The sequence below is a fragment of the Streptomyces sp. NPDC050145 genome, assembly GCF_044460245.1.
GTDB lineage: Bacteria > Actinomycetota > Actinomycetes > Streptomycetales > Streptomycetaceae > Streptomyces.
Window position 1 is genome coordinate 189,097 of record NZ_JBITJS010000006.1, and the last position, 17,662, is coordinate 206,758.

At 70.6% G+C, this 17,662-nt stretch carries 16 protein-coding genes; 4 read left to right on the forward strand and 12 right to left on the reverse strand.

Annotation, left to right across the window (positions count from 1 at the left end):
* The first annotated feature begins 12 nt into the window (after positions 1-12).
* Positions 13-1,479 (forward strand): AlkA N-terminal domain-containing protein, encoded by a 1,467-nt coding sequence (locus ACIBTU_RS14375; protein WP_399126396.1) that lies wholly within the window; start codon positions 13-15, stop codon positions 1,477-1,479.
* 10 nt (positions 1,480-1,489) lie between these two features.
* Positions 1,490-1,981, forward strand: coding sequence for a methylated-DNA--[protein]-cysteine S-methyltransferase (locus tag ACIBTU_RS14380; RefSeq protein ID WP_399126397.1), 492 nt, complete (start codon positions 1,490-1,492; stop codon positions 1,979-1,981).
* 6 nt (positions 1,982-1,987) lie between these two features.
* Here the strand turns inward: ACIBTU_RS14380 and ACIBTU_RS14385 are convergent, their stop codons facing one another.
* Positions 1,988-2,725 (reverse strand): SIR2 family NAD-dependent protein deacylase, encoded by a 738-nt coding sequence (locus ACIBTU_RS14385; RefSeq protein WP_399126398.1) that lies wholly within the window; start codon positions 2,723-2,725, stop codon positions 1,988-1,990.
* Between the two features lie 63 nt (positions 2,726-2,788).
* Positions 2,789-3,280, reverse strand: coding sequence for an NUDIX domain-containing protein (locus ACIBTU_RS14390; protein WP_399126399.1), 492 nt, complete (start codon positions 3,278-3,280; stop codon positions 2,789-2,791).
* A 210-nt stretch (positions 3,281-3,490) separates the two neighbouring features.
* Between ACIBTU_RS14390 and ACIBTU_RS14395 the strand changes: the two genes are divergently transcribed.
* Entirely contained in the window at positions 3,491-4,642 is a 1,152-nt protein-coding gene (locus ACIBTU_RS14395) for a glycerate kinase (RefSeq protein ID WP_399126400.1), read from the forward strand.
* 244 nt (positions 4,643-4,886) lie between these two features.
* Here the strand turns inward: ACIBTU_RS14395 and pssA are convergent, their stop codons facing one another.
* The 10 genes from pssA to ACIBTU_RS14445 all read right to left on the reverse strand — a co-directional run bounded on the left by pssA (position 4,887) and on the right by ACIBTU_RS14445 (position 16,697).
* On the reverse strand, positions 4,887-5,669 hold the full coding sequence (pssA, locus tag ACIBTU_RS14400; RefSeq protein WP_188341220.1) for a CDP-diacylglycerol--serine O-phosphatidyltransferase: 783 nt from the start codon (positions 5,667-5,669) through the stop codon (positions 4,887-4,889).
* 55 nt (positions 5,670-5,724) lie between these two features.
* Positions 5,725-6,381 (reverse strand): phosphatidylserine decarboxylase, encoded by a 657-nt coding sequence (locus tag ACIBTU_RS14405; protein ID WP_188336053.1) that lies wholly within the window; start codon positions 6,379-6,381, stop codon positions 5,725-5,727.
* Positions 6,382-6,565: 184 nt separating this feature from the next.
* Positions 6,566-7,771: an acyl-CoA dehydrogenase family protein gene (locus tag ACIBTU_RS14410; protein ID WP_399126401.1), complete on the reverse strand. Its 1,206-nt coding sequence runs from the start codon at positions 7,769-7,771 to the stop codon at positions 6,566-6,568.
* Positions 7,768-8,280, reverse strand: coding sequence for a MaoC family dehydratase (locus ACIBTU_RS14415; RefSeq protein ID WP_399126402.1), 513 nt, complete (start codon positions 8,278-8,280; stop codon positions 7,768-7,770). The genes ACIBTU_RS14410 and ACIBTU_RS14415 overlap by 4 nt, the downstream gene beginning before the upstream one ends.
* A gap of 5 nt (positions 8,281-8,285) precedes the next feature.
* On the reverse strand, positions 8,286-9,245 hold the full coding sequence (locus tag ACIBTU_RS14420; protein WP_399126403.1) for an HpcH/HpaI aldolase/citrate lyase family protein: 960 nt from the start codon (positions 9,243-9,245) through the stop codon (positions 8,286-8,288).
* The gene (locus tag ACIBTU_RS14425) at positions 9,242-11,290 is read right to left on the reverse strand and encodes a protein meaA (protein WP_399126404.1); all 2,049 of its coding nucleotides are present in this window, start codon (positions 11,288-11,290) and stop codon (positions 9,242-9,244) included. Before ACIBTU_RS14425 ends, ACIBTU_RS14420 begins: the two co-directional genes overlap by 4 nt.
* A 21-nt stretch (positions 11,291-11,311) precedes the next feature.
* Positions 11,312-12,649, reverse strand: a complete 1,338-nt coding sequence (gene ccrA, locus ACIBTU_RS14430; RefSeq protein ID WP_399126405.1) for a crotonyl-CoA carboxylase/reductase — start codon at positions 12,647-12,649, stop codon at positions 11,312-11,314.
* A gap of 617 nt (positions 12,650-13,266) precedes the next feature.
* Entirely contained in the window at positions 13,267-13,908 is a 642-nt protein-coding gene (locus ACIBTU_RS14435; protein ID WP_399126406.1) for a hypothetical protein, read from the reverse strand.
* 61 nt (positions 13,909-13,969) lie between these two features.
* Positions 13,970-14,797 (reverse strand): TetR family transcriptional regulator, encoded by an 828-nt coding sequence (locus ACIBTU_RS14440; protein WP_399126407.1) that lies wholly within the window; start codon positions 14,795-14,797, stop codon positions 13,970-13,972.
* A 109-nt stretch (positions 14,798-14,906) separates the two neighbouring features.
* Positions 14,907-16,697, reverse strand: coding sequence for a 3-hydroxyacyl-CoA dehydrogenase family protein (locus ACIBTU_RS14445; RefSeq protein WP_399126408.1), 1,791 nt, complete (start codon positions 16,695-16,697; stop codon positions 14,907-14,909).
* A 361-nt stretch (positions 16,698-17,058) separates the two neighbouring features.
* Between ACIBTU_RS14445 and ACIBTU_RS14450 the strand changes: the two genes are divergently transcribed.
* Positions 17,059-17,631, forward strand: coding sequence for an adenylosuccinate lyase (locus ACIBTU_RS14450; protein WP_399126409.1), 573 nt, complete (start codon positions 17,059-17,061; stop codon positions 17,629-17,631).
* The last annotated feature ends 31 nt before the right edge of the window (positions 17,632-17,662 follow it).

Genomic DNA, 17,662 nt, shown 5'->3' on the forward strand with positions numbered 1-17,662 from the left:
GATGCTTGAGGCATGTACACCGATACCGAGCGGTGCGTGCGGGCCGTGCAGGCCAAGGACAGCCGGTTCGACGGAGTGTTCTTCACCGCCGTCGTGACGACCCGGATCTACTGCCGGCCGGGCTGCCCCGCCGTACCGCCCCGGCCCCGGAACATGGTGTTCTACCCGAGCGCCGCCGCCTGCCAGCAGGCCGGGTTCCGGGCCTGCAAGCGATGCCGGCCCGACTCGACCCCGGGCTCGCCCGAGTGGAACCAGCGCGCGGACCTCACCGCCCGCGCCATGCGGCTGATCGGCGACGGCGTCGTGGACCGCGAGGGCGTGCCCGGACTCGCGCGCCGGCTGCGCTACAGCGAGCGCCAGGTCGAGCGCCAGCTCCGCGCCGAGCTGGGCGCGGGCCCGCTCGCCCTGGCCCGCGCCCAGCGCGCCCAGACCGCGCGGCTGCTGATCGAGACGACCGGTCTGGCGATGGCCGACATCGCCTTCGCCGCCGGGTTCGCCTCGGTCCGCTCGTTCAACGACACGGTCCGCGAGGTCTTCGCCCTGTCGCCGAGCGAACTGCGCGACCGGGCGCCGCGGGCCCGGACGGGGGCGCCCGGGGCCATCACCCTGCGCCTGCCGTTCCGTGCGCCACTCAATCCCGACAACGTCTTCGGCCACCTCGCCGCCACCGCCGTGCCCGGCGTCGAGGAGTGGCGCGACGGGGCCTACCGGCGCACGCTGCGCCTGCCGTACGGGTACGGGATCGTGGCCCTGACGCCCGGCCCCGAGCACATCGGCTGCCGACTGATCCTCACCGACCAGCGCGACCTCACCGTCGCCATCAGCCGCTGCCGCCGCCTGCTCGACCTCGACGCCGACCCCGTCGCCGTCGACGACCAGCTGCGCGCCGACCCGCTGCTCGCCCCCCTCGTCGACAAGGCGCCGGGACGCCGCGTGCCCCGCACGGTCGACGAGGCGGAGTTCGCGGTGCGCGCCGTGCTCGGACAGCAGGTGTCCACGGCCGCCGCCCGCACCCACGCGGCCCGGCTCGTCATCGCCCACGGCGACCCCGTCGAGGACCCCGAGGGCGGCCTCACCCACCTCTTCCCGACCCCGGACGCCCTCGCCTGCCTCGACCCCGAGTCCCTCGCACTGCCCGGTACCCGCCGCACCACCCTGCTGACACTCGTACGGCAACTGGCCGATGGGAGGCTCACGTTGGGCCCCGAGTCGGACTGGGACGAGGCGCGGGCCGCGCTCGCCGCGCTGCCCGGCTTCGGCCCCTGGACGGTCGAGGCCATCGCCATGCGGGCCCTCGGCGACCCGGACGCCTTCCTGCCCACCGACCTCGGCATGCGCCGCGCCGCACAGCAGCTGGGCCTGCCGCACACCCCGGCCGCGCTCACCGCGCGGGCGGCGGCCTGGCGGCCCTGGCGCGCGTACGCGACCCAGTACCTCTGGGCCACCGACGACCACCCGATCAACTTCCTGCCCGCGTAAGGCGAACATCATGGGACAGAGCAGACAGCACACCGTCATCGAAACCCCGTACGAACCGTTCACCCTCGTCGCCACCGACGGCGTCCTGTCCGGCCTCTACATGACCGGCCAGCGCCACCGCCCCGCCGAGGAGACCTTCGGCGAGCGCGACGACCGGCCCTTCGGCGCCGCCGTCGAGCAGCTGGAGGCCTACTTCCAGGGCGAGTTGAAGGAGTTCGACCTGCCGCTCGACCTGCACGGCACCCCGTTCCAGCGGTCCGTGTGGGCGCAACTGCGGAAGATCCCGTACGGCGAGACCCGCACCTACGGCGAGCTCGCCGAGGCGCTCGGCAGACCGGGGGCCTCCCGCGCGGTCGGCCTCGCCAACGGGAAGAACCCGGTCGGCGTCATCGTGCCCTGCCACCGGGTGGTCGGCGCGGACGGCAGTCTCACCGGCTACGGAGGCGGACTGCCCCGCAAGCGCCGCCTGCTCGACTTCGAGCGCGGCACCGCCCTGTTCTAGACGCTTCTAGGAAGCGAGCTCCCGCAGCAGCCGGGGCAGGGCCGTCCCGATCGGCTCACGTACGACCGTGTCGGCGACGTCGTCGTACGGCGTCGGCTCCGCGTTCACCACCACCAGGCGCGCCCCCTGTTCGGCGGCCAGTCCGGCCAGGCCCGCCGCCGGGTGCACCTGGAGGCTGGAGCCGACCGCGAGGAACACCTGGCACGCCTTCGTGATCGCGGCGGCCTCGCCGATCACCATCGGGTCGAGGCGCTCGCCGAACATCACCGTCGCCGGCTTGAGGATGCCGCCGCACACCGGGCAGCCCGGATCGTCCTCGCCCGCCTCGACGCGGGCCAGCGCCGCCTCCATGGGCCCGCGCTCGCCGCACGCCGTGCAGACGACGCGGCGGGCCGACCCGTGCAGTTCGATCACCTTACGGTCGGGCAGCCCGGCCTGCTGGTGCAGCCCGTCCACGTTCTGCGTGACGACCCGCACCGGGACCCCGGACGCCGCCAGGTCCACGATCGCGCGGTGCGCCGCGTTCGGCTCGGGGTTCAGGGCGCCGGTCCGCAGCCGCATCAGCCAGGAGCGTCGCCTGATCTCCGGGTCGTTCATGTAGTACTCGTACGTGACGAGCTTCTCGGCAGCCGGATCCTCGCGCCACAGCCCCTTCGGCCCGCGGTAGTCGGGGATGCCGGAGTCGGTGCTGATGCCGGCGCCGGTCAGAAGGGCGACGAGGGGTTTTCCGGTCGAGGCGCTCATGGGGACAGATCAGACCAGGCACCCGGCCCGGCGTCCACCGATTTCGGGCACCGGCGGCCGAGGTCAGCCGATGGGGCGCCCGCTCTCCAGCTCGACGGTGCCGGAGCCGGAGGAGAGGACGTCCAGGGCGGTGCTCACCCGGCCGTGCAGCGTGCCCAGGAGGTAGCTGCCCAGCTCGTGGTGGGGGACGAACCGCCACGACAGCAGTTCCTCCTCCTGGAGCCGGATCGCGGCGATCCGCTCGGTGTCCAGCACCCCTCCGTCGTAGAGATAGGCCACGATCGGCGGCCGCCCCGGGCCCGGCACCCAGTCCACGACGAGCAGCCGCCCGAGGTCCACGTCGAGCCCGATCTCCTCCAGCGTCTCGCGCCGGGCGCCCTGCCGGGGCGTCTCCCCGTCGTCCGACTCCACGGTGCCGCCGGGCAGCGCCCAGCCCTCGCGGTAGTTCGGCTCGACCACCAGGACGTGCCCGCGCTCGTCCCGGAACAGCGCGGCGGCGCCGACCAGGACACGGGGGAGTCCGGCGATGTACGTGGCGTAGTCCAGGGTGCTCATCCGGCTCAGCCTAGCGAGCGCGGGGCCACTTGATCGATCGTTTCGCAGGTCCGGACACCCTACTGTGAACGCATATGCCCCGACTTATCCGGGCGCGAGGGCGTTCCGCGAGGCGGACGACCATGGGCAGGGAGGCCCTCCTGCGGTTAAGGTCGCAGCGGCGCGACTGCCTTGTTTCGAGCAAGGCCCGAAAAGCAAGGGGAGAGCAAGGTGGCGGACGCTGCACAGGCCGCGCGGCACGTGTTGATCGCGGCGGACAAGTTCAAGGGCTCGCTGACCGCGGTGCAGGTCGCACAGCGTGTGACGGCGGGACTGCGCCGGATCGCGCCCGATGTCGAGGTCGAGTCGGTGCCGGTCGCGGACGGCGGTGACGGGACCGTCGCGGCGGCCGTCGCGGCGGGCTTCGAGCGCCGTGAGGTCGAGGTGACCGGGCCGCTCGGCGAGAAGGTCACGGCGGCGTACGCGCTGCGCGAGGGCACCGCGGTCGTCGAGATGGCGGAGGCGTCCGGCCTCCAGCTGCTGCCCGAGGGCGTCTTCGCCCCGCTGACGTCGACCACGTACGGATCCGGCGAGGTCCTCCTCGCCGCGCTGGACGCGGGCGCGCGCAGCATCGTCTTCGGCGTCGGCGGCAGCGCCACGACCGACGGCGGCGCGGGCATGCTCGCCGCGCTCGGCGCCCGCTTCCTGGACGCGTCCGGTAACCCGGTCGCACCCGGCGGCGGTCCGCTGGCCACGCTGGCCTCGGCCGACCTGTCGGGCCTCGACCCGCGCCTCGCCGACGTCGAGATCGTGCTCGCCAGCGACGTGGACAACCCGCTGACGGGCCCGAAGGGCGCGCCCGCGGTGTACGGCCCGCAGAAGGGCGCGACGCCCGAGGACGTGGCCGAGCTGGACGCCGCCCTGGACCACTTCGCGAAGGTGCTCGGCGAGTCCGTCGGGCCCGCCGCGCTCGAGTACGCGGCGTCGCCGGGGGCGGGTGCCGCCGGCGGTATCGGGTACGGGGCCCTGGTCGGCCTCGGCGCGAGCTTCCGGCCCGGCATCGAGGTCATGCTCGACGTCCTCGGGTTCGCGCCCGCGCTCGCGAAGGCGACGCTGGTGATCACCGGTGAGGGGTCGCTGGACGAGCAGACCCTGCACGGGAAGGCGCCGGCGGGTGTCGCGGCGGCGGCCCGGGCGGCCGGGGTCGAGGTCGTCGCGGTGTGCGGGCGGCTCGCGCTTCCGCCGGAGGCGCTCGGGCGGGCCGGTATTCGCCGGGCCTACGCGCTGACGGATCTGGAGCCGGATGTGGCTCGCTGCATCGCCGAGGCGGGGCCCATCCTGGAGGACGTGGCGGAGCGCATCGCCCGGGACTTCCTGAGCTGACCCGGGCTTCATCGCCGTAGCTCCGCCGGTCTGCCGATGAGTGCAGCCCGGTGGGGCTTCTCGCGCAGTTCCCCGCGCCCCTGAGATGCACACCCTTCGGGTGGCATCTCCCCGATGAGGCGCAGCCTCATCAGGGGCGCGGGGAACTGCGCGACCAGCCCCCACCGGGGCCGCGCGTGAGGGCATACAGAAGGGCCCCGAACCTCAAAGGTTCGGGGCCCTTCAAAAATGCGTACCCGGCGAACTACGGGAGCTGCGCGGCACGCGCCTCGCGGCGGTTGTCGCGGAAGTTGTTCACGCGGCGAGCCGTGGCGAACAGCGGGATGACCGCTCCGAGCACCAGCTGGAGCGCACAGCCCGTCTGGAGGAGCAGCTGGCCCCCGGGGGCGTCGAAGGCCCACGCGGCCAGCAGAGCCATGCTCAGGACGATCCACGACAGCATCGCGACGGCCGTGCGGCCCCGCGGCTTCGGGTACTCGACCCGGCTCACCATCAGCCACGCCGTACCGATGATCGCCAGGAGCGTCGCCACGAAGGGCAGCTCGAGGAGAACGATCGAGACGACGGTCAGCGCGCCGAACGGCGACGGCATGCCCTGGAACGTGCCGTCCTTCACGGTCACGCAGGAGAACCGCGCGAGTCTCAGCACCACCGCCAGGAGCACCACGATCGCTCCGACCGCGGCCACTCTCTGGTGCGCGTCGTCGGCGACCATGCCGTAGACGAGCACGAAGTAGGCGGGCGCGAGCCCGAAGCTGATGAGGTCGGAGAGGTTGTCCAGCTCCGCGCCCATCGGCGACGAACGCAGCTTGCGGGCCACCAGACCGTCGAACAGGTCGAAGATCGCGGCGGCCAGCATCAGGATCACGGCGGTCGCGGCGGAGTGCCGCGCCATGCCGGAGTCGTTGCTGCCCTGGATGTGCGGGATCAGGATGCCGGTCGTCGTGAAGTAGACCGCCATGAAGCCGCACGTGGCGTTGCCGAGCGTGAGCGTGTCCGCTATCGACAGACGCAGTGAGAGCGGCATCTCCTCCGCCTCATCCGCGCCGTCGGCGTCGGAGGCCCAGGCCTGGGTCTCAGGATCAGTCACGGTCAATGCGAGTCACCCCAGCCACCGTCTTCTGCCCGACCTCGACGTCGACCTCGACGCCCTCGGGCAGGTAGATGTCCACGCGCGAGCCGAACCGGATCAGACCGATGCGCTCGCCCTGCTCGACCTTCGTGCCCTGGGGGATGTAGGGCACGATGCGGCGGGCGACGGCGCCGGCGATCTGGATCATCTCGATGTCACCGAGCTCGGTGTCGAAGTGCCAGACGACGCGCTCGTTGTTCTCGCTCTCCTTGTTGAACGCCGGGACGAATCCGCCGGGGATGTGCTCGACGGAGGTCACGGTGCCGGAGAGCGGCGCGCGGTTCACGTGGACGTTCAGCGGGCTCATGAAGATCGCGACGCGGGTGCGGCCGTCCTTCCACGGCATGATGCTCTGCACCACACCGTCGGCCGGGGAGATGACCCGGCCGGAAGCGATCTCGCGCTCGGGGTCGCGGAAGAACCACAGCATGCCGGCCGCCAGAGCGGTGGTCGGGACGGCGAGTGCTGCGGCCTTCTTGGACCGACGCGAACGGGCCAGGCTCAGGGCGGCCGTGGCGACGGTCGGAAGGAGCCACGGCGATGCTCCGCGCGCAAGGCGACCACCGAGGAAGCCGTCGCGTGGTGCAGAGGTTTGGCTGTGGGGCATGGATGACCTTCGTAGCGGATGAGGCCGCGCTGGTTACGGGGGGACGGCGGCTTTTCCGGGGATGCTATCGGTTGCGAGCCACAACTGGGCAAGCCAGGAAGCCGAGTCGACGGCCGAAGAGTGTTGACGGGGTGTGATCTTCCTTGCGAAGAAAACACCCCGTAACCGGACATCGCGCCCAGGCTCAGCCCTGGAACCGATACTCTTCGAGCAGTCGACGACCAATGATCATTTTCTGGATTTCGGCGGTACCTTCGCCGATCAGCAGCATCGGAGCCTCACGGTAGAGACGCTCGATCTCGTACTCCTTCGAGAACCCGTATCCACCATGGATCCGGAACGCGTCCTCCACGACTTCCTTGCAGTATTCGGAGGCCAGGTACTTGGCCATTCCCGCTTCGAGGTCGTTTCGTTCCCCGGAGTCCTTTTTGCGTGCCGCGTTCACCATCATCGCATGGGCGGCCTCGACCTTGGTAGCCATCTCGGCCAGCTTGAACTGGATGGCCTGGTGATGGGCGATCGGCTTGCCGAAAGTGTGGCGCTGCTGGGCATACGAGACACCCAGTTCGAAGGCACGCTGCGCGACACCACAGCCACGCGCCGCGACATTCACGCGGCCGACCTCGACGCCGTCCATCATTTGGTAAAACCCTCGGCCGGTCTCGCCGCCGAGCACACGATTGGCCGGAATGCGCAGGTCGTCCATCACCAGCTCGGTGGTGTCGACGCCCTTGTAACCCATCTTGTCGATCTTGCCGGGGATCGTGAGTCCGGGACGGACCTCACCGAAACCGGGCTCCTTCTCCACGAGGAAGGTCGTCATCGACTTGTGCGGGGCCGTGCCCTCGGGGTGTCCTTCGTCACTTCGTGTGAGAACCGCCACGAGCGTTGACGTTCCGCCGTTGGTCAGCCACATCTTCTGACCGTTCAGGACGTACTCGTCGCCGTCCTTGACCGCCTTCGACGAGATCGCCGAGACGTCGGAGCCGAGCGCCGGCTCGGACATCGAGAACGCGCCGCGCACCTCGCCCAGCGCCATCCGCGGCAGGAAGTACTCCCGCTGCTCCTGCGTACCGTGCTGCTTGAGCATGTACGCCACGATGAAGTGCGTGTTGATGATGCCGGAGACCGACATCCAGCCGCGCGCGATCTCCTCCACGCACAGGGCGTACGTCAGCAGCGACTCGCCCAGACCCCCGTACTCCTCGGGGATCATGAGACCGAACAGACCCAGTTCCTTGAGGCCGTCGACGATCTGCTGCGGGTACTCGTCGCGGTGCTCCAGCTCCGTCGCGACGGGGATGATCTCCTTGTCCACGAAGTCCCGGACGGTGGACAGGATCTCCTGCTGCACATCCGTCAGGCCGTGGGTCTGGGCGAGTCGGCTCACTTCTGCTTCTCCTGAAGGTCCGGGCGGCCGGGCTGCTCGCCGCCGCGCTCCTTGATGTACGTCTCGGTGGGCACCATCACCTTGCGGCGGAAGACGCACACGAGCGTGCCGTCCTGCTTGTAGCCCTTGGTCTCCACGTAGACGATGCCGCGGTCGTTCTTCGACTTCGACGGCGTCTTGTCGAGGACCGTGGTCTCGCCGTAGAGGGTGTCTCCGTGGAAGGTCGGCGCCACGTGCCTCAGCGACTCGATCTCCAGGTTGGCGATGGCCTTGCCGGAGACGTCCGGGACGGACATGCCGAGCAGCAGGGAGTAGATGTAGTTGCCGACGACGACGTTCTTGCCGAAGTCGGTCGTCTTCTCCGCATAGTTCGTGTCCATGTGGAGGGGGTGGTGGTTCATCGTCAGGAGACAGAAGAGGTGGTCGTCGTACTCGGTGACCGTCTTCCCGGGCCAGTGCTTGTAGACGTCCCCGACGGTGAACTCTTCGTAGGTGCGGCCGAACTGCATGGTGCTTACGCCTCCGGGGCTTCGAACTTGCTGGTGCGCTGCATGCCGGCCGCGCGGCCCTTGCCCGAGATGACCAGGGCCATCTTGCGGGAGGCCTCGTCGATCATCTCGTCGCCGAGCATGGCCGAGCCCTTCTTGCCGCCCGCCTCGGACGTGTAGAAGTCGTACGCGTCCAGGATCAGCTCGGCGTGGTCGAAGTCCTCCTGCGAGGGCGAGAAGATCTCGTTCGACGCCTCGACCTGGCCGGGGTGCAGCACCCACTTGCCGTCGAAGCCGAGCGCGGCGGCCCGCTGGGCGACCTCGCGGTAGCCGTCCACGTTGCGGATCTGCAGGTAGGGGCCGTCGATCGCCTGGAGGTCGTTGGCGCGGGCGGCCATCAGGATCTTCATCAGGATGTAGTGGTAGGCGTCGGCGCCGTAGCCGGGCGGCTGCTCGCCGACGACCAGGGACTTCATGTTGATGGAGGCCATGAAGTCGGCCGGGCCGAAGATGATCGTCTCGAGGCGGGGCGAGGCCTCCGCGATCGCGTTGACGTTGTTGAGGCCCTTGGCGTTCTCGATCTGCGCCTCGATGCCGATCTTGCCGACCTCGAAGCCCATCGTCTTCTCGATCTGGGTGAGCAGCAGGTCCAGGGCGACGACCTGGTCGGCCGTCTGCACCTTCGGGAGCATGATGCAGTCGAGGTTCTGGCCCGCACCCTCGACGACCGTGACGACATCGCGGTAGGTCCACTCGGTGGTCCAGTCGTTGACCCGCACGACACGCGTCTTGCCCGTCCAGTCACCCTCGTTCAGGAACTTGACGATGGTGTGCCGGGCGTCCGGCTTCGCGAGCGGGGCGCAGGCGTCCTCCAGGTCGAGGAAGACCTGGTCGGCGGCGAGACCCTGGGCCTTCTCCAGGAAGCGGGGGTTGCTTCCGGGCACCGCGAGGCAGGAGCGGCGCGGACGGAGACGGTTCACAGTCATGCGGGGACCTCCAGAGGGTCGAGCTGGTTCGCTTTCCGGATCTCGTCGACGATACGGCCGATGATCTCGGTGATGCCGAAGTCCTTGGGGGTGAAGACGGCGGCCACTCCCGCCTGCTTCAGGTCCTCGGCGTCGGCGTTGGGGATGATGCCACCGACGATCACGGGGACGTCGGTGGCGCCCGCCTCGCGCATCCGTTCCAGGACGTCGGGCACCAGCTCGGCGTGCGACCCGGAGAGGATCGACAGGCCGACGCAGTGCACGTCCTCGGCGAGCGCGGCGGACACGATCTGTTCGGGGGTGAGCCGGATGCCCTGGTAGACCACCTCGAACCCGGCGTCGCGGGCCCGCACGGCGATCTGCTCGGCGCCGTTGGAGTGGCCGTCCAGGCCCGGCTTGCCGACCAGGAGGCGCAGCTTGCCGCCGAGCTCCTCGCCGGTGCGGCGGACCTTCTCGCGGACCTCGGCGAGCGGGGTGCCCGGCTCGGCGGTCACCGCGACCGGGGCGGACGAGACGCCGGTGGGGGCGCGGAACTCGCCGAAGACCTCGCGCAGCGCGCCGGCCCACTCGCCGGTCGTGACACCCGCGCGGGCGCACTCCAGCGTGGCCTCCATCAGGTTCTCGGTGCCGGCCGCGGCCTCCTTGAGGCGCTCCAGGGCCTGCCCGGTGGTCGGGTAGTGGAACGGGTCGCCCATGCCCTGGCGGTCGGAGGACTCCTGACGGGTGGTCTTCCAGTCGCCGATGGCCCGGACGACCTTGGCCTCGACGGCGTGGTCGACGGTCATGATCGCGGCGTCCAGGTCGGCCGTGAGCGGGTTCGGCTCGGTCGACTCGTAGATGTTCACGCCGACGATCTTGTCGTCGCCGGCCTCGATGCGGGCGCGCCGCTCGGCGTGCGAGGAGACGAGCTGCGACTTGAGGTAGCCGGACTCGACGGCGGCCATCGCGCCGCCCATCTCCTGGATCCGGTCGATCTCGGCGAGGCACTCCGCGACGAGCTCGTCGACCTTCTTCTCGATGACGTGCGAGCCCGCGAAGATGTCCTCGTACTCGAGCAGGTCGCTCTCGTGGGCGAGGACCTGCTGGATGCGCAGGGACCACTGCTGGTCCCACGGCCGCGGGAGGCCCAGGGCCTCGTTCCAGGCCGGCAGCTGGACGGCGCGGGCGCGCGCGTCCTTGGAGAGGGTGACGGCCAGCATCTCGAGGACGATCCGCTGGACGTTGTTCTCCGGCTGGGCCTCGGTCAGGCCGAGGGAGTTGACCTGCACGCCGTAGCGGAACCGGCGCTGCTTCGCGTTCTCGATGCCGTACCGCTCGCGCGTGATCTGGTCCCAGATCCGCCCGAACGCCCGCATCTTGCACATCTCCTCGATGAAGCGGACTCCCGCGTTCACAAAGAAGGAGATGCGGGCCACGACGTCCCCGAACTTCTCCTCGGGGACCTGCCCTGAGTCGCGTACGGCATCGAGAACAGCGATGGCGGTGGACATCGCGTACGCGATCTCCTGGACCGGTGTGGCCCCCGCCTCCTGGAGGTGGTACGAGCAGATGTTGATCGGGTTCCACTTGGGGATGTGGGACACCGTGTAGGTGATCATGTCGGTCGTCAGACGCAGGGAGGGGCCCGGCGGGAAGACGTGCGTCCCGCGCGAGAGGTACTCCTTGACGATGTCGTTCTGCGTCGTGCCCTGGAGCGTCGCGATGTCCGCGCCCTGCTCCTCCGCGACGACCTGGTAGAGCGCCAGAAGCCACATGGCGGTGGCGTTGATGGTCATCGAGGTGTTCATCTGCTCCAGGGGGATGTCCTGGAACAGCCGTCGCATGTCACCGAGATGCGAGACCGGGACGCCGACCCGGCCGACCTCGCCGCGGGCGAGGACGTGGTCCGGGTCGTAGCCGGTCTGGGTCGGCAGGTCGAAGGCGACCGACAGACCCGTCTGGCCCTTGGCGAGGTTGCGCCGGTACAGCTCGTTGGACGCCTCCGCCGTGGAGTGACCGGCGTACGTGCGCATGAGCCACGGCCGGTCCTTCTGACGCTCAGTCATCTGCTCGTACTCCCCAGCGGATCAGATGTTGCGGAAGCGGTTGATGGCGTCGATGTGCTGGGCCCGCTTCTCGTGGTCGCGGACGCCCAGGCCCTCCTCGGGGGACAGCGCGAGGACGCCGACCTTGCCCTGGTGGAGGTTGCGGTGCACGTCGTAGGCGGCCTGGCCGGTCTCCTCGAGGGAGTAGACCTTCGACAGGGTGGGGTGGATCTTGCCCTTGGAGATGAGGCGGTTGGCCTCCCAGGCCTCGCGGTAGTTCGCGAAGTGCGAGCCGACGATCCGCTTCAGCGACATCCACAGGTAGCGGTTGTCGTACTCGTGGTTGTAGCCGGACGTCGACGCGCAGGTGACGATCGTGCCGCCCTTGCGGGTGACGTAGACGGAGGCGCCGAAGGTCTCGCGGCCCGGGTGCTCGAAGACGATGTCGACGTCCTCGCCGCCGGTGAGCTCGCGGATGCGCTTGCCGAAGCGCTTCCACTCGCGCGGGTCCTGCTCGTGCTCGTTCTTCCAGAACTTGTAGCCCTCGGCGTTGCGGTCGATGACCGCCTCGGCGCCCATGGCCCGGCAGATGGCGGCCTTCTCGGGGGAGGAGACGACACAGATCGGGTTGGCGCCGCCGGCCAGCGCGAACTGGGTGGCGTACGAGCCGAGGCCGCCGCTCGCGCCCCAGATCAGGACGTTGTCGCCCTGCTTCATGCCGGCGCCGTTGCGGGAGACCAGCTGGCGGTAGGCGGTGGAGTTCACCAGGCCCGGGGCCGCGGCCTCCTCCCAGCTCAGGTGGTCCGGCTTCGGCATCAGCTGGTTCGACTTGACCAGGGCGATCTCGGCGAGGCCGCCGAAGTTCGTCTCGAAGCCCCAGATGCGCTGCTCGGGGTCGAGCATCGTGTCGTTGTGGCCGTCCGAGGACTCCAGCTCGACGCTGAGGCAGTGCGCGACGACCTCGTCGCCCGGGTTCCAGGCGTTGACGCCCGGGCCGGTGCGCAGGACGACGCCCGCGAGGTCGGAGCCGATGACGTGGTACGGGAGGTCGTGGCGCTTGCTGAGCTCGCTGAGCCGGCCGTAACGCTCCAGGAAGCCGAAGGTGGAGACCGGCTCGAAGATCGAGGTCCAGACCGAGTTGTAGTTCACGGAGCTGGCCATGACGGCGACCAGGGCCTCGCCCGGGCCGAGCTCCGGCAGCGCGACGTCGTCGAGGTGCAGCGACTTGCGCGGGTCCTTGTCGCGGCTCGCGAGCCCGGCGAACATCTCCTGCTCGTCCTTGTGCACGGTGACCGCGCGGTACGAGTCGGGCAGCGGCAGGGCGGCGAAGTCGGCAGACGTGGCGGTCTGCGACTGAATCGCGTCCAGGATTTCCTTCACGGTGGTGCCTCCGGCGATGAGCGTCTGAGGGGAACGCTGAGTCGGGGTCGGTATGGGGCTGCTGCGGGTGGTGGTGCGGTGCCGTCGGTTCGGCGGGTGGTGCTCTGGCAGCGCTTGGTGTGGCGCGGAAGGTTGCCTGTGACGCAGGCGTCCGGGCGCGCGAGCCACGGTCGGTCGAGGCTTGCGGGGACAGCCGGCGTACGGAAGTTCTCTGCACGCCGGCCGCCCGGACACCTTCAACGTATGGCACGCCGTGACGGTGCACAAGGCACTGCGTGCCATCAATTTCGCTCAGCTGAAATCTTTGCGCCCCAGCTGAGCGATGATCGATCATCCGTGGTCAGAGGGGGTTTCCGGGCGCCGAAAGGGATCGATGATCGATCACGGGTGGCGGGGATGGGGTGGGGCGGGGTGTCGAGGGCGCGGAATGTATGGCACTGCGTGCCAGTGGGGGTGGGGGCGACACGGGCGGCGACACGGGGGGTTCTGCCGATGGGGTGACGGGGGTGACGGGGGTGCGGTGGGGCTGTGCCGTCGGGTCGCCGCGCGCACGCTGCCCGGGAGCGTTCCCCCGGCGGCGCGCCCGCGGCATCCGGCTCAGGCTCAGGGCGTGATCGCTAGTGACCCGTCGTGCGGAGCCAGCGCATCGTGGTGACGAGCTCTTCGCCGAAGTTCTCGCAGAGGGCGAGCAGCGCGCGGCCCGCGGGTGAGTCGGTCAGGCCGGTGGGGTCGGCATCGGGGAGACCCCCGAGAGCGTCGTGGCAGGCGGTCTCGACGGTGGCGTGGCGTGAGGCGAAGTAGCCGCCGCGCACCTGGTCCGTCAGGCCGGCGAGGTACGCGTGGTGGGCTTCCTCGGCGGGGTGGGCGTGGAAGGAGCCCTCGACGAGCTCGTCGAGGTAGTGCGCCAGGCTCGCGGAGGCTTCGACCACGCGGTCGGCCGCGTCCCCGGCGGGCTCGTCGAGCAGCTCGCCGAAGGTCAGCAGATTGCTGATGGTCTCCAGCTGGAAGAGCTGGACCGTGTCCGGGTCGACCTCGGAGGTGAAGAGCGGGGCCGTGCGCAGTTCCGCGATGGCGTGCAGGTAGGCGCGGTCCGACTGCTCACCGGGAGGCGATGCGGCCAGCCGGAACAGTGACTCCAGCACGGACCGGTCGAGGCCCCACTCCGCGTCGGGTTCGAACAGGAGCAGCGGCGCACGCCACCGCCACAGGGCGAGAGCGGCGGCCTGGCGCTGCGGGACGTGCCCCGGCTTCGTCTCCATGAGTCCCTCGTCCTCGCTCGGTCCGAGCCCCCGGAGGCCGGGCGGGCCTCCGGGGCCGGGTTCAGCGGTTGTGCAGGGCTTCTTCGATCGTGTGCATGATCTCGGAGAGGGGCGCGTCCGTGCGGGCCACCGTGACCAGGACCTCCCCGGAGGTCGAGACCTGGGCCGGCGGCGGGGAGGCGGGGGTGCGGCCGGCGCCGATGCCCGTGCCGAACGTCCGGCGCACGATCGCGAAGGCGTGGTCGAGCTGGGTCTCGACATCGCCCTGGCCACCCGCCCGCAGCCAGCGCCGCAGCACGTGGTTGTGCGCCGTGACGACGGCGGAGGCGGCGACCTCCGCGAGCAGCGGGTCGTCGTTGCCGTCGTGGTGGGCCTGCTCGTCGAAGTGCCCGAGGAGGTACCGGGTGAAGAGGCGCTCGTACCGGGCCACCGAGGCGATCTCCGCCTCGCGCAGCGTCGGCACCTCACGCGTCAGCCGGTACCGCTCGACGGCGACCGTCGGCGACGACGCGTACATCTTCATGACTTCCTTGATGCCCCGGCAGACCGTGTCGAGCGGGTGCTCGTGCGGCGGCGCCGCGTTGAGCACCGCCTCCGCGCGCACGAGCGTGTCGTCGTGGTCCGGGAAGATCGCCTCTTCCTTGGAGCGGAAGTGCCGGAAGAAGGTGCGGCGGGCGACGCCCGCCGCGGCCGCGATCTCGTCGACCGTCGTCGCCTCGTACCCCTTGGTGGAGAACAGCTCCATCGCCGCGGCCGCCAGCTCGCGGCGCATCTTGAGCCGCTGGGCGGCGGCGCGGGTGCCCGCGGCGCTCATCTCCGCCGGAGCGTCGGGCTGAGCTGGGGTACGAGAGGTCTGATCGGCCTTGGGCATGACCCGAACGTACTGCATGTACGTTCCCAAACGCTCCCCGGTCAGCGGGCCGCCCGGTTCCCCGAGCAGCCCGCCCCAGTCCGAACCCGCGTCCGAACCCGCGTCCGACGCGACTCCCGTCCCCGACTCAGCGCCGGGCATATTCGCGGAAGCCACGGCCCGTCTTGCGGCCGAGGCAGCCCGCGGCCACCAGGTGCTCCAGGAGCGGCGCCGGCGCGAGCCCGGGGTCGCGGAACTCGCGGTGCAGGACCTTCTCGATGGCCAGGGACACGTCCAGGCCCACCACGTCGAGCAGTTCGAACGGACCCATCGGGTAGCCGCCGCCGAGCTTCATCGCGGCGTCGATGTCGTCCAGCGTCGCGTAGTGCTCCTGCACCATCTTGATCGCGTTGTTCAGGTACGGGAACAGCAAAGCGTTCACGATGAAGCCGGCGCGGTCGCCGCAGTCCACCGGGTGCTTGCGGACCTTCAGCGTGAGGTCGCGCACGGTCGCGTGCACGTCGTCGCCGGTCAGGACCGTGCGCACGACCTCGACGAGCTTCATCGCCGGGGCCGGGTTGAAGAAGTGCATGCCGATCACGTCCTGCGGTCGCGACGTGGCGCGGGCGCAGGCGACGACGGGCAGCGACGAGGTGGTCGTCGCCAGGATCGCCCCCGGCTTGCAGACCTTGTCGAACGTGGCGAACAGCTGCTGCTTGATCTCCAGGTCCTCGGCGACGGCCTCGAGCGCCAGGTCGACATCGGCGAACGCCTCGTAGGTGCCGGCCGGCGTGATCCGCGCGAGCGTCTGCTCCGCGGTCTCGGCGGTCATCCGGCCCTTGTCGACGGAGCGCTGGAGCGACTTGGCGATCCGGGCCTTGGCCTTCTCCGCCTTCTCCTCGCTGCGGGCGGCGAGCACGACGTCGTAGCCGGCCTTCGCGAACACCTCGACGATGCCGGAGGCCATCGTGCCGGACCCGGCGACACCGACGGAGCGCACCGTGCGGGTCGCGGTCGCGTCCGCGTCGGTCAGCGGCGTCAGCGCGTCCCGCACGACGACCTCGCTGCCCGGCTCCTCGTACGAGTAGAAGCCGCGGCCCGCCTTGCGGCCGGTCAGGCCCGCCTCGGCGAGCTGCTTGAGGATCGGCGCGGGGGCGTGCAGCCGGTCGCGGGACTCGGCGTACATCGCGTCCAGGACGGTGCGCGCGGTGTCGATGCCGATCAGGTCGAGCAGTTCCAGCGGGCCCATCGGCAGACCGCAGCCGAGCTTCATCGCGGCGTCGATGTCCTCGCGGGAGGCGTACTTGGCCTCGTACATCGCGGCGGCCTGGTTGAGGTAGCCGAAGAGCAGGCCGTCGGCGACGAAACCGGGACGGTCGCCGACCGCGACGGGCTCCTTGCCCAGCTCGACGGCGAGCTCCGTGACGGCCGTGACCGCGGTCGGCGCGGTCAGCACGCTGGAGACGACCTCGACGAGCTTCATCGCGGGCGCCGGGTTGAAGAAGTGCAGGCCGAGCACGCGCTCGGGGCGGGCCGAGTCGGCGGCGAGCCGGGTCACGGACAGCGCGTTGGTGCCCGTCGCGATGATCGTCTCGGGCCGCACGATCGCGTCCAGGTCCCGGAAGACCTGCTGCTTGATCTCGTACGACTCGGGCACGACCTCGATGACCAGGTCGGCGTCGGCCGCGGCCTGCAGGTCGGTGAACGTACGGAAGCGGGCGAGCAGGTCCGCGCGCTGCTGCTCGGTGAGGTGCTCACGGCGCACCGCACGCGCCGTCGAGGCCTCCAGGGCGGCGACGGCCTGCCCCGTGGCGGCCTCGCTGATGTCGATGCCGATGACCTCGCGGCCGGCGCGGGCGAGCACCTCGGCGATGCCGGTGCCCATCGTGCCGAGACCGACGACGGCGATCGTCGAAAGAGGGGACAGGGGAGCGTCCATCCGGGAACTCCAGGAGTGAGGGTGACGACTGAGGGGTCGTACGCGGACGCCGGGAAGGCGGAGGGCGTACGGGAGTTGATCCGCGCGACCGGCCGTGCAGGGCGGGTCGCGGGGCGAAGCCGGACGGCCCTGTCCCGGAGCCGTGCCGTACTGAGAAAAGCAGTGCTGGTACTGCGAAGTGCGGTACCGAACCGACTGACACTCGGGCGGCTGCGTCACCAGGCCGCTGGAGTGGTGCTGCGGGAGAGTGTGCCCCGCTCAACTGAGCTTAACCACCCAGTAACGAGCGCGCCAGTCCTCGGGGTTGGTCTTTCGCTGTGATCTATGTCGCCGCAGGCCGGGCGCGTCTACCCTGGCCGCCATGGACGAAGAGTCGCGAACGGTGACGGAACGCATCCGGAAGGAAGCCGGTGGGACGCCCGCCTTCGAGCGGCTCGCCGCGACCGAGGACCGCGACTCCCTGGCCGCGGTGCTCACCGCGCCCGAACAGCCGCTGTGGGCGAGGGAGCTGGCCGCTCACCGGCTCGGGTGCGCGGGCGACCGGCGCGCGTTCGAGGCCCTCGTCCTGCTGCTCAACCACCGGGATCCGGACCGCTGCGCGGCCGCCGCGGACGCGCTCGCCGCGTTACGCGACCCGCGCACCGCCCGGGCGGCGGCCGCCCTCGCCACGAACGAACTGCGCGTCGCCTACGCGCTCCACGCGGTCCGGCTGCTGACCCGGCTGCGCGCCCCCGAATCGGCCCCGGCCCTGATCGCCACGCTGCGCCGGCGCCTCGCCCCGCACGACCCGTACCGCAAGGTGGCGCTCGCCTGCGTCGAGGGCCTCGGCAGTCTCGCCGACCCCCGGGCCCGCGAGGTGCTCACCGAGGCGAGCGCGCATCCGCGGCTCGCGATGGCGGCGGCCGCGGCACTGGCCCGGCTCCCGGCCTCCTGACGGAGACCGGGAGCGCGGGAGGGGGCGGGAG

Bases quoted from the DNA above. Each gene is read 5' to 3' on its own strand.
- ACIBTU_RS14415 (WP_399126402.1), bottom strand. From the start codon at position 8,280: ATGCAGTTCGGCCGCACCTACGAAGAGTTCACCGTCGGGGACGTCTAC.
- ACIBTU_RS14435 (WP_399126406.1), bottom strand. From the start codon at position 13,908: ATGGAGACGAAGCCGGGGCACGTCCCGCAGCGCCAGGCCGCCGCTCTC.
- ACIBTU_RS14380 (WP_399126397.1), top strand. From the start codon at position 1,490: ATGGGACAGAGCAGACAGCACACCGTCATCGAAACCCCGTACGAACCG.
- pssA (WP_188341220.1), bottom strand. From the start codon at position 5,669: ATGCCGCTCTCACTGCGTCTGTCGATAGCGGACACGCTCACGCTCGGC.
- ACIBTU_RS14385 (WP_399126398.1), bottom strand. From the start codon at position 2,725: ATGAGCGCCTCGACCGGAAAACCCCTCGTCGCCCTTCTGACCGGCGCC.
- ACIBTU_RS14425 (WP_399126404.1), bottom strand. From the start codon at position 11,290: ATGACTGAGCGTCAGAAGGACCGGCCGTGGCTCATGCGCACGTACGCC.
- ACIBTU_RS14445 (WP_399126408.1), bottom strand. From the start codon at position 16,697: ATGGACGCTCCCCTGTCCCCTCTTTCGACGATCGCCGTCGTCGGTCTC.
- ACIBTU_RS14375 (WP_399126396.1), top strand. From the start codon at position 13: ATGTACACCGATACCGAGCGGTGCGTGCGGGCCGTGCAGGCCAAGGAC.
- ACIBTU_RS14440 (WP_399126407.1), bottom strand. From the start codon at position 14,797: ATGCAGTACGTTCGGGTCATGCCCAAGGCCGATCAGACCTCTCGTACC.
- ACIBTU_RS14420 (WP_399126403.1), bottom strand. From the start codon at position 9,245: ATGACTGTGAACCGTCTCCGTCCGCGCCGCTCCTGCCTCGCGGTGCCC.
- ACIBTU_RS14390 (WP_399126399.1), bottom strand. From the start codon at position 3,280: ATGAGCACCCTGGACTACGCCACGTACATCGCCGGACTCCCCCGTGTC.
- ACIBTU_RS14450 (WP_399126409.1), top strand. From the start codon at position 17,059: ATGGACGAAGAGTCGCGAACGGTGACGGAACGCATCCGGAAGGAAGCC.
- ACIBTU_RS14405 (WP_188336053.1), bottom strand. From the start codon at position 6,381: ATGCCCCACAGCCAAACCTCTGCACCACGCGACGGCTTCCTCGGTGGT.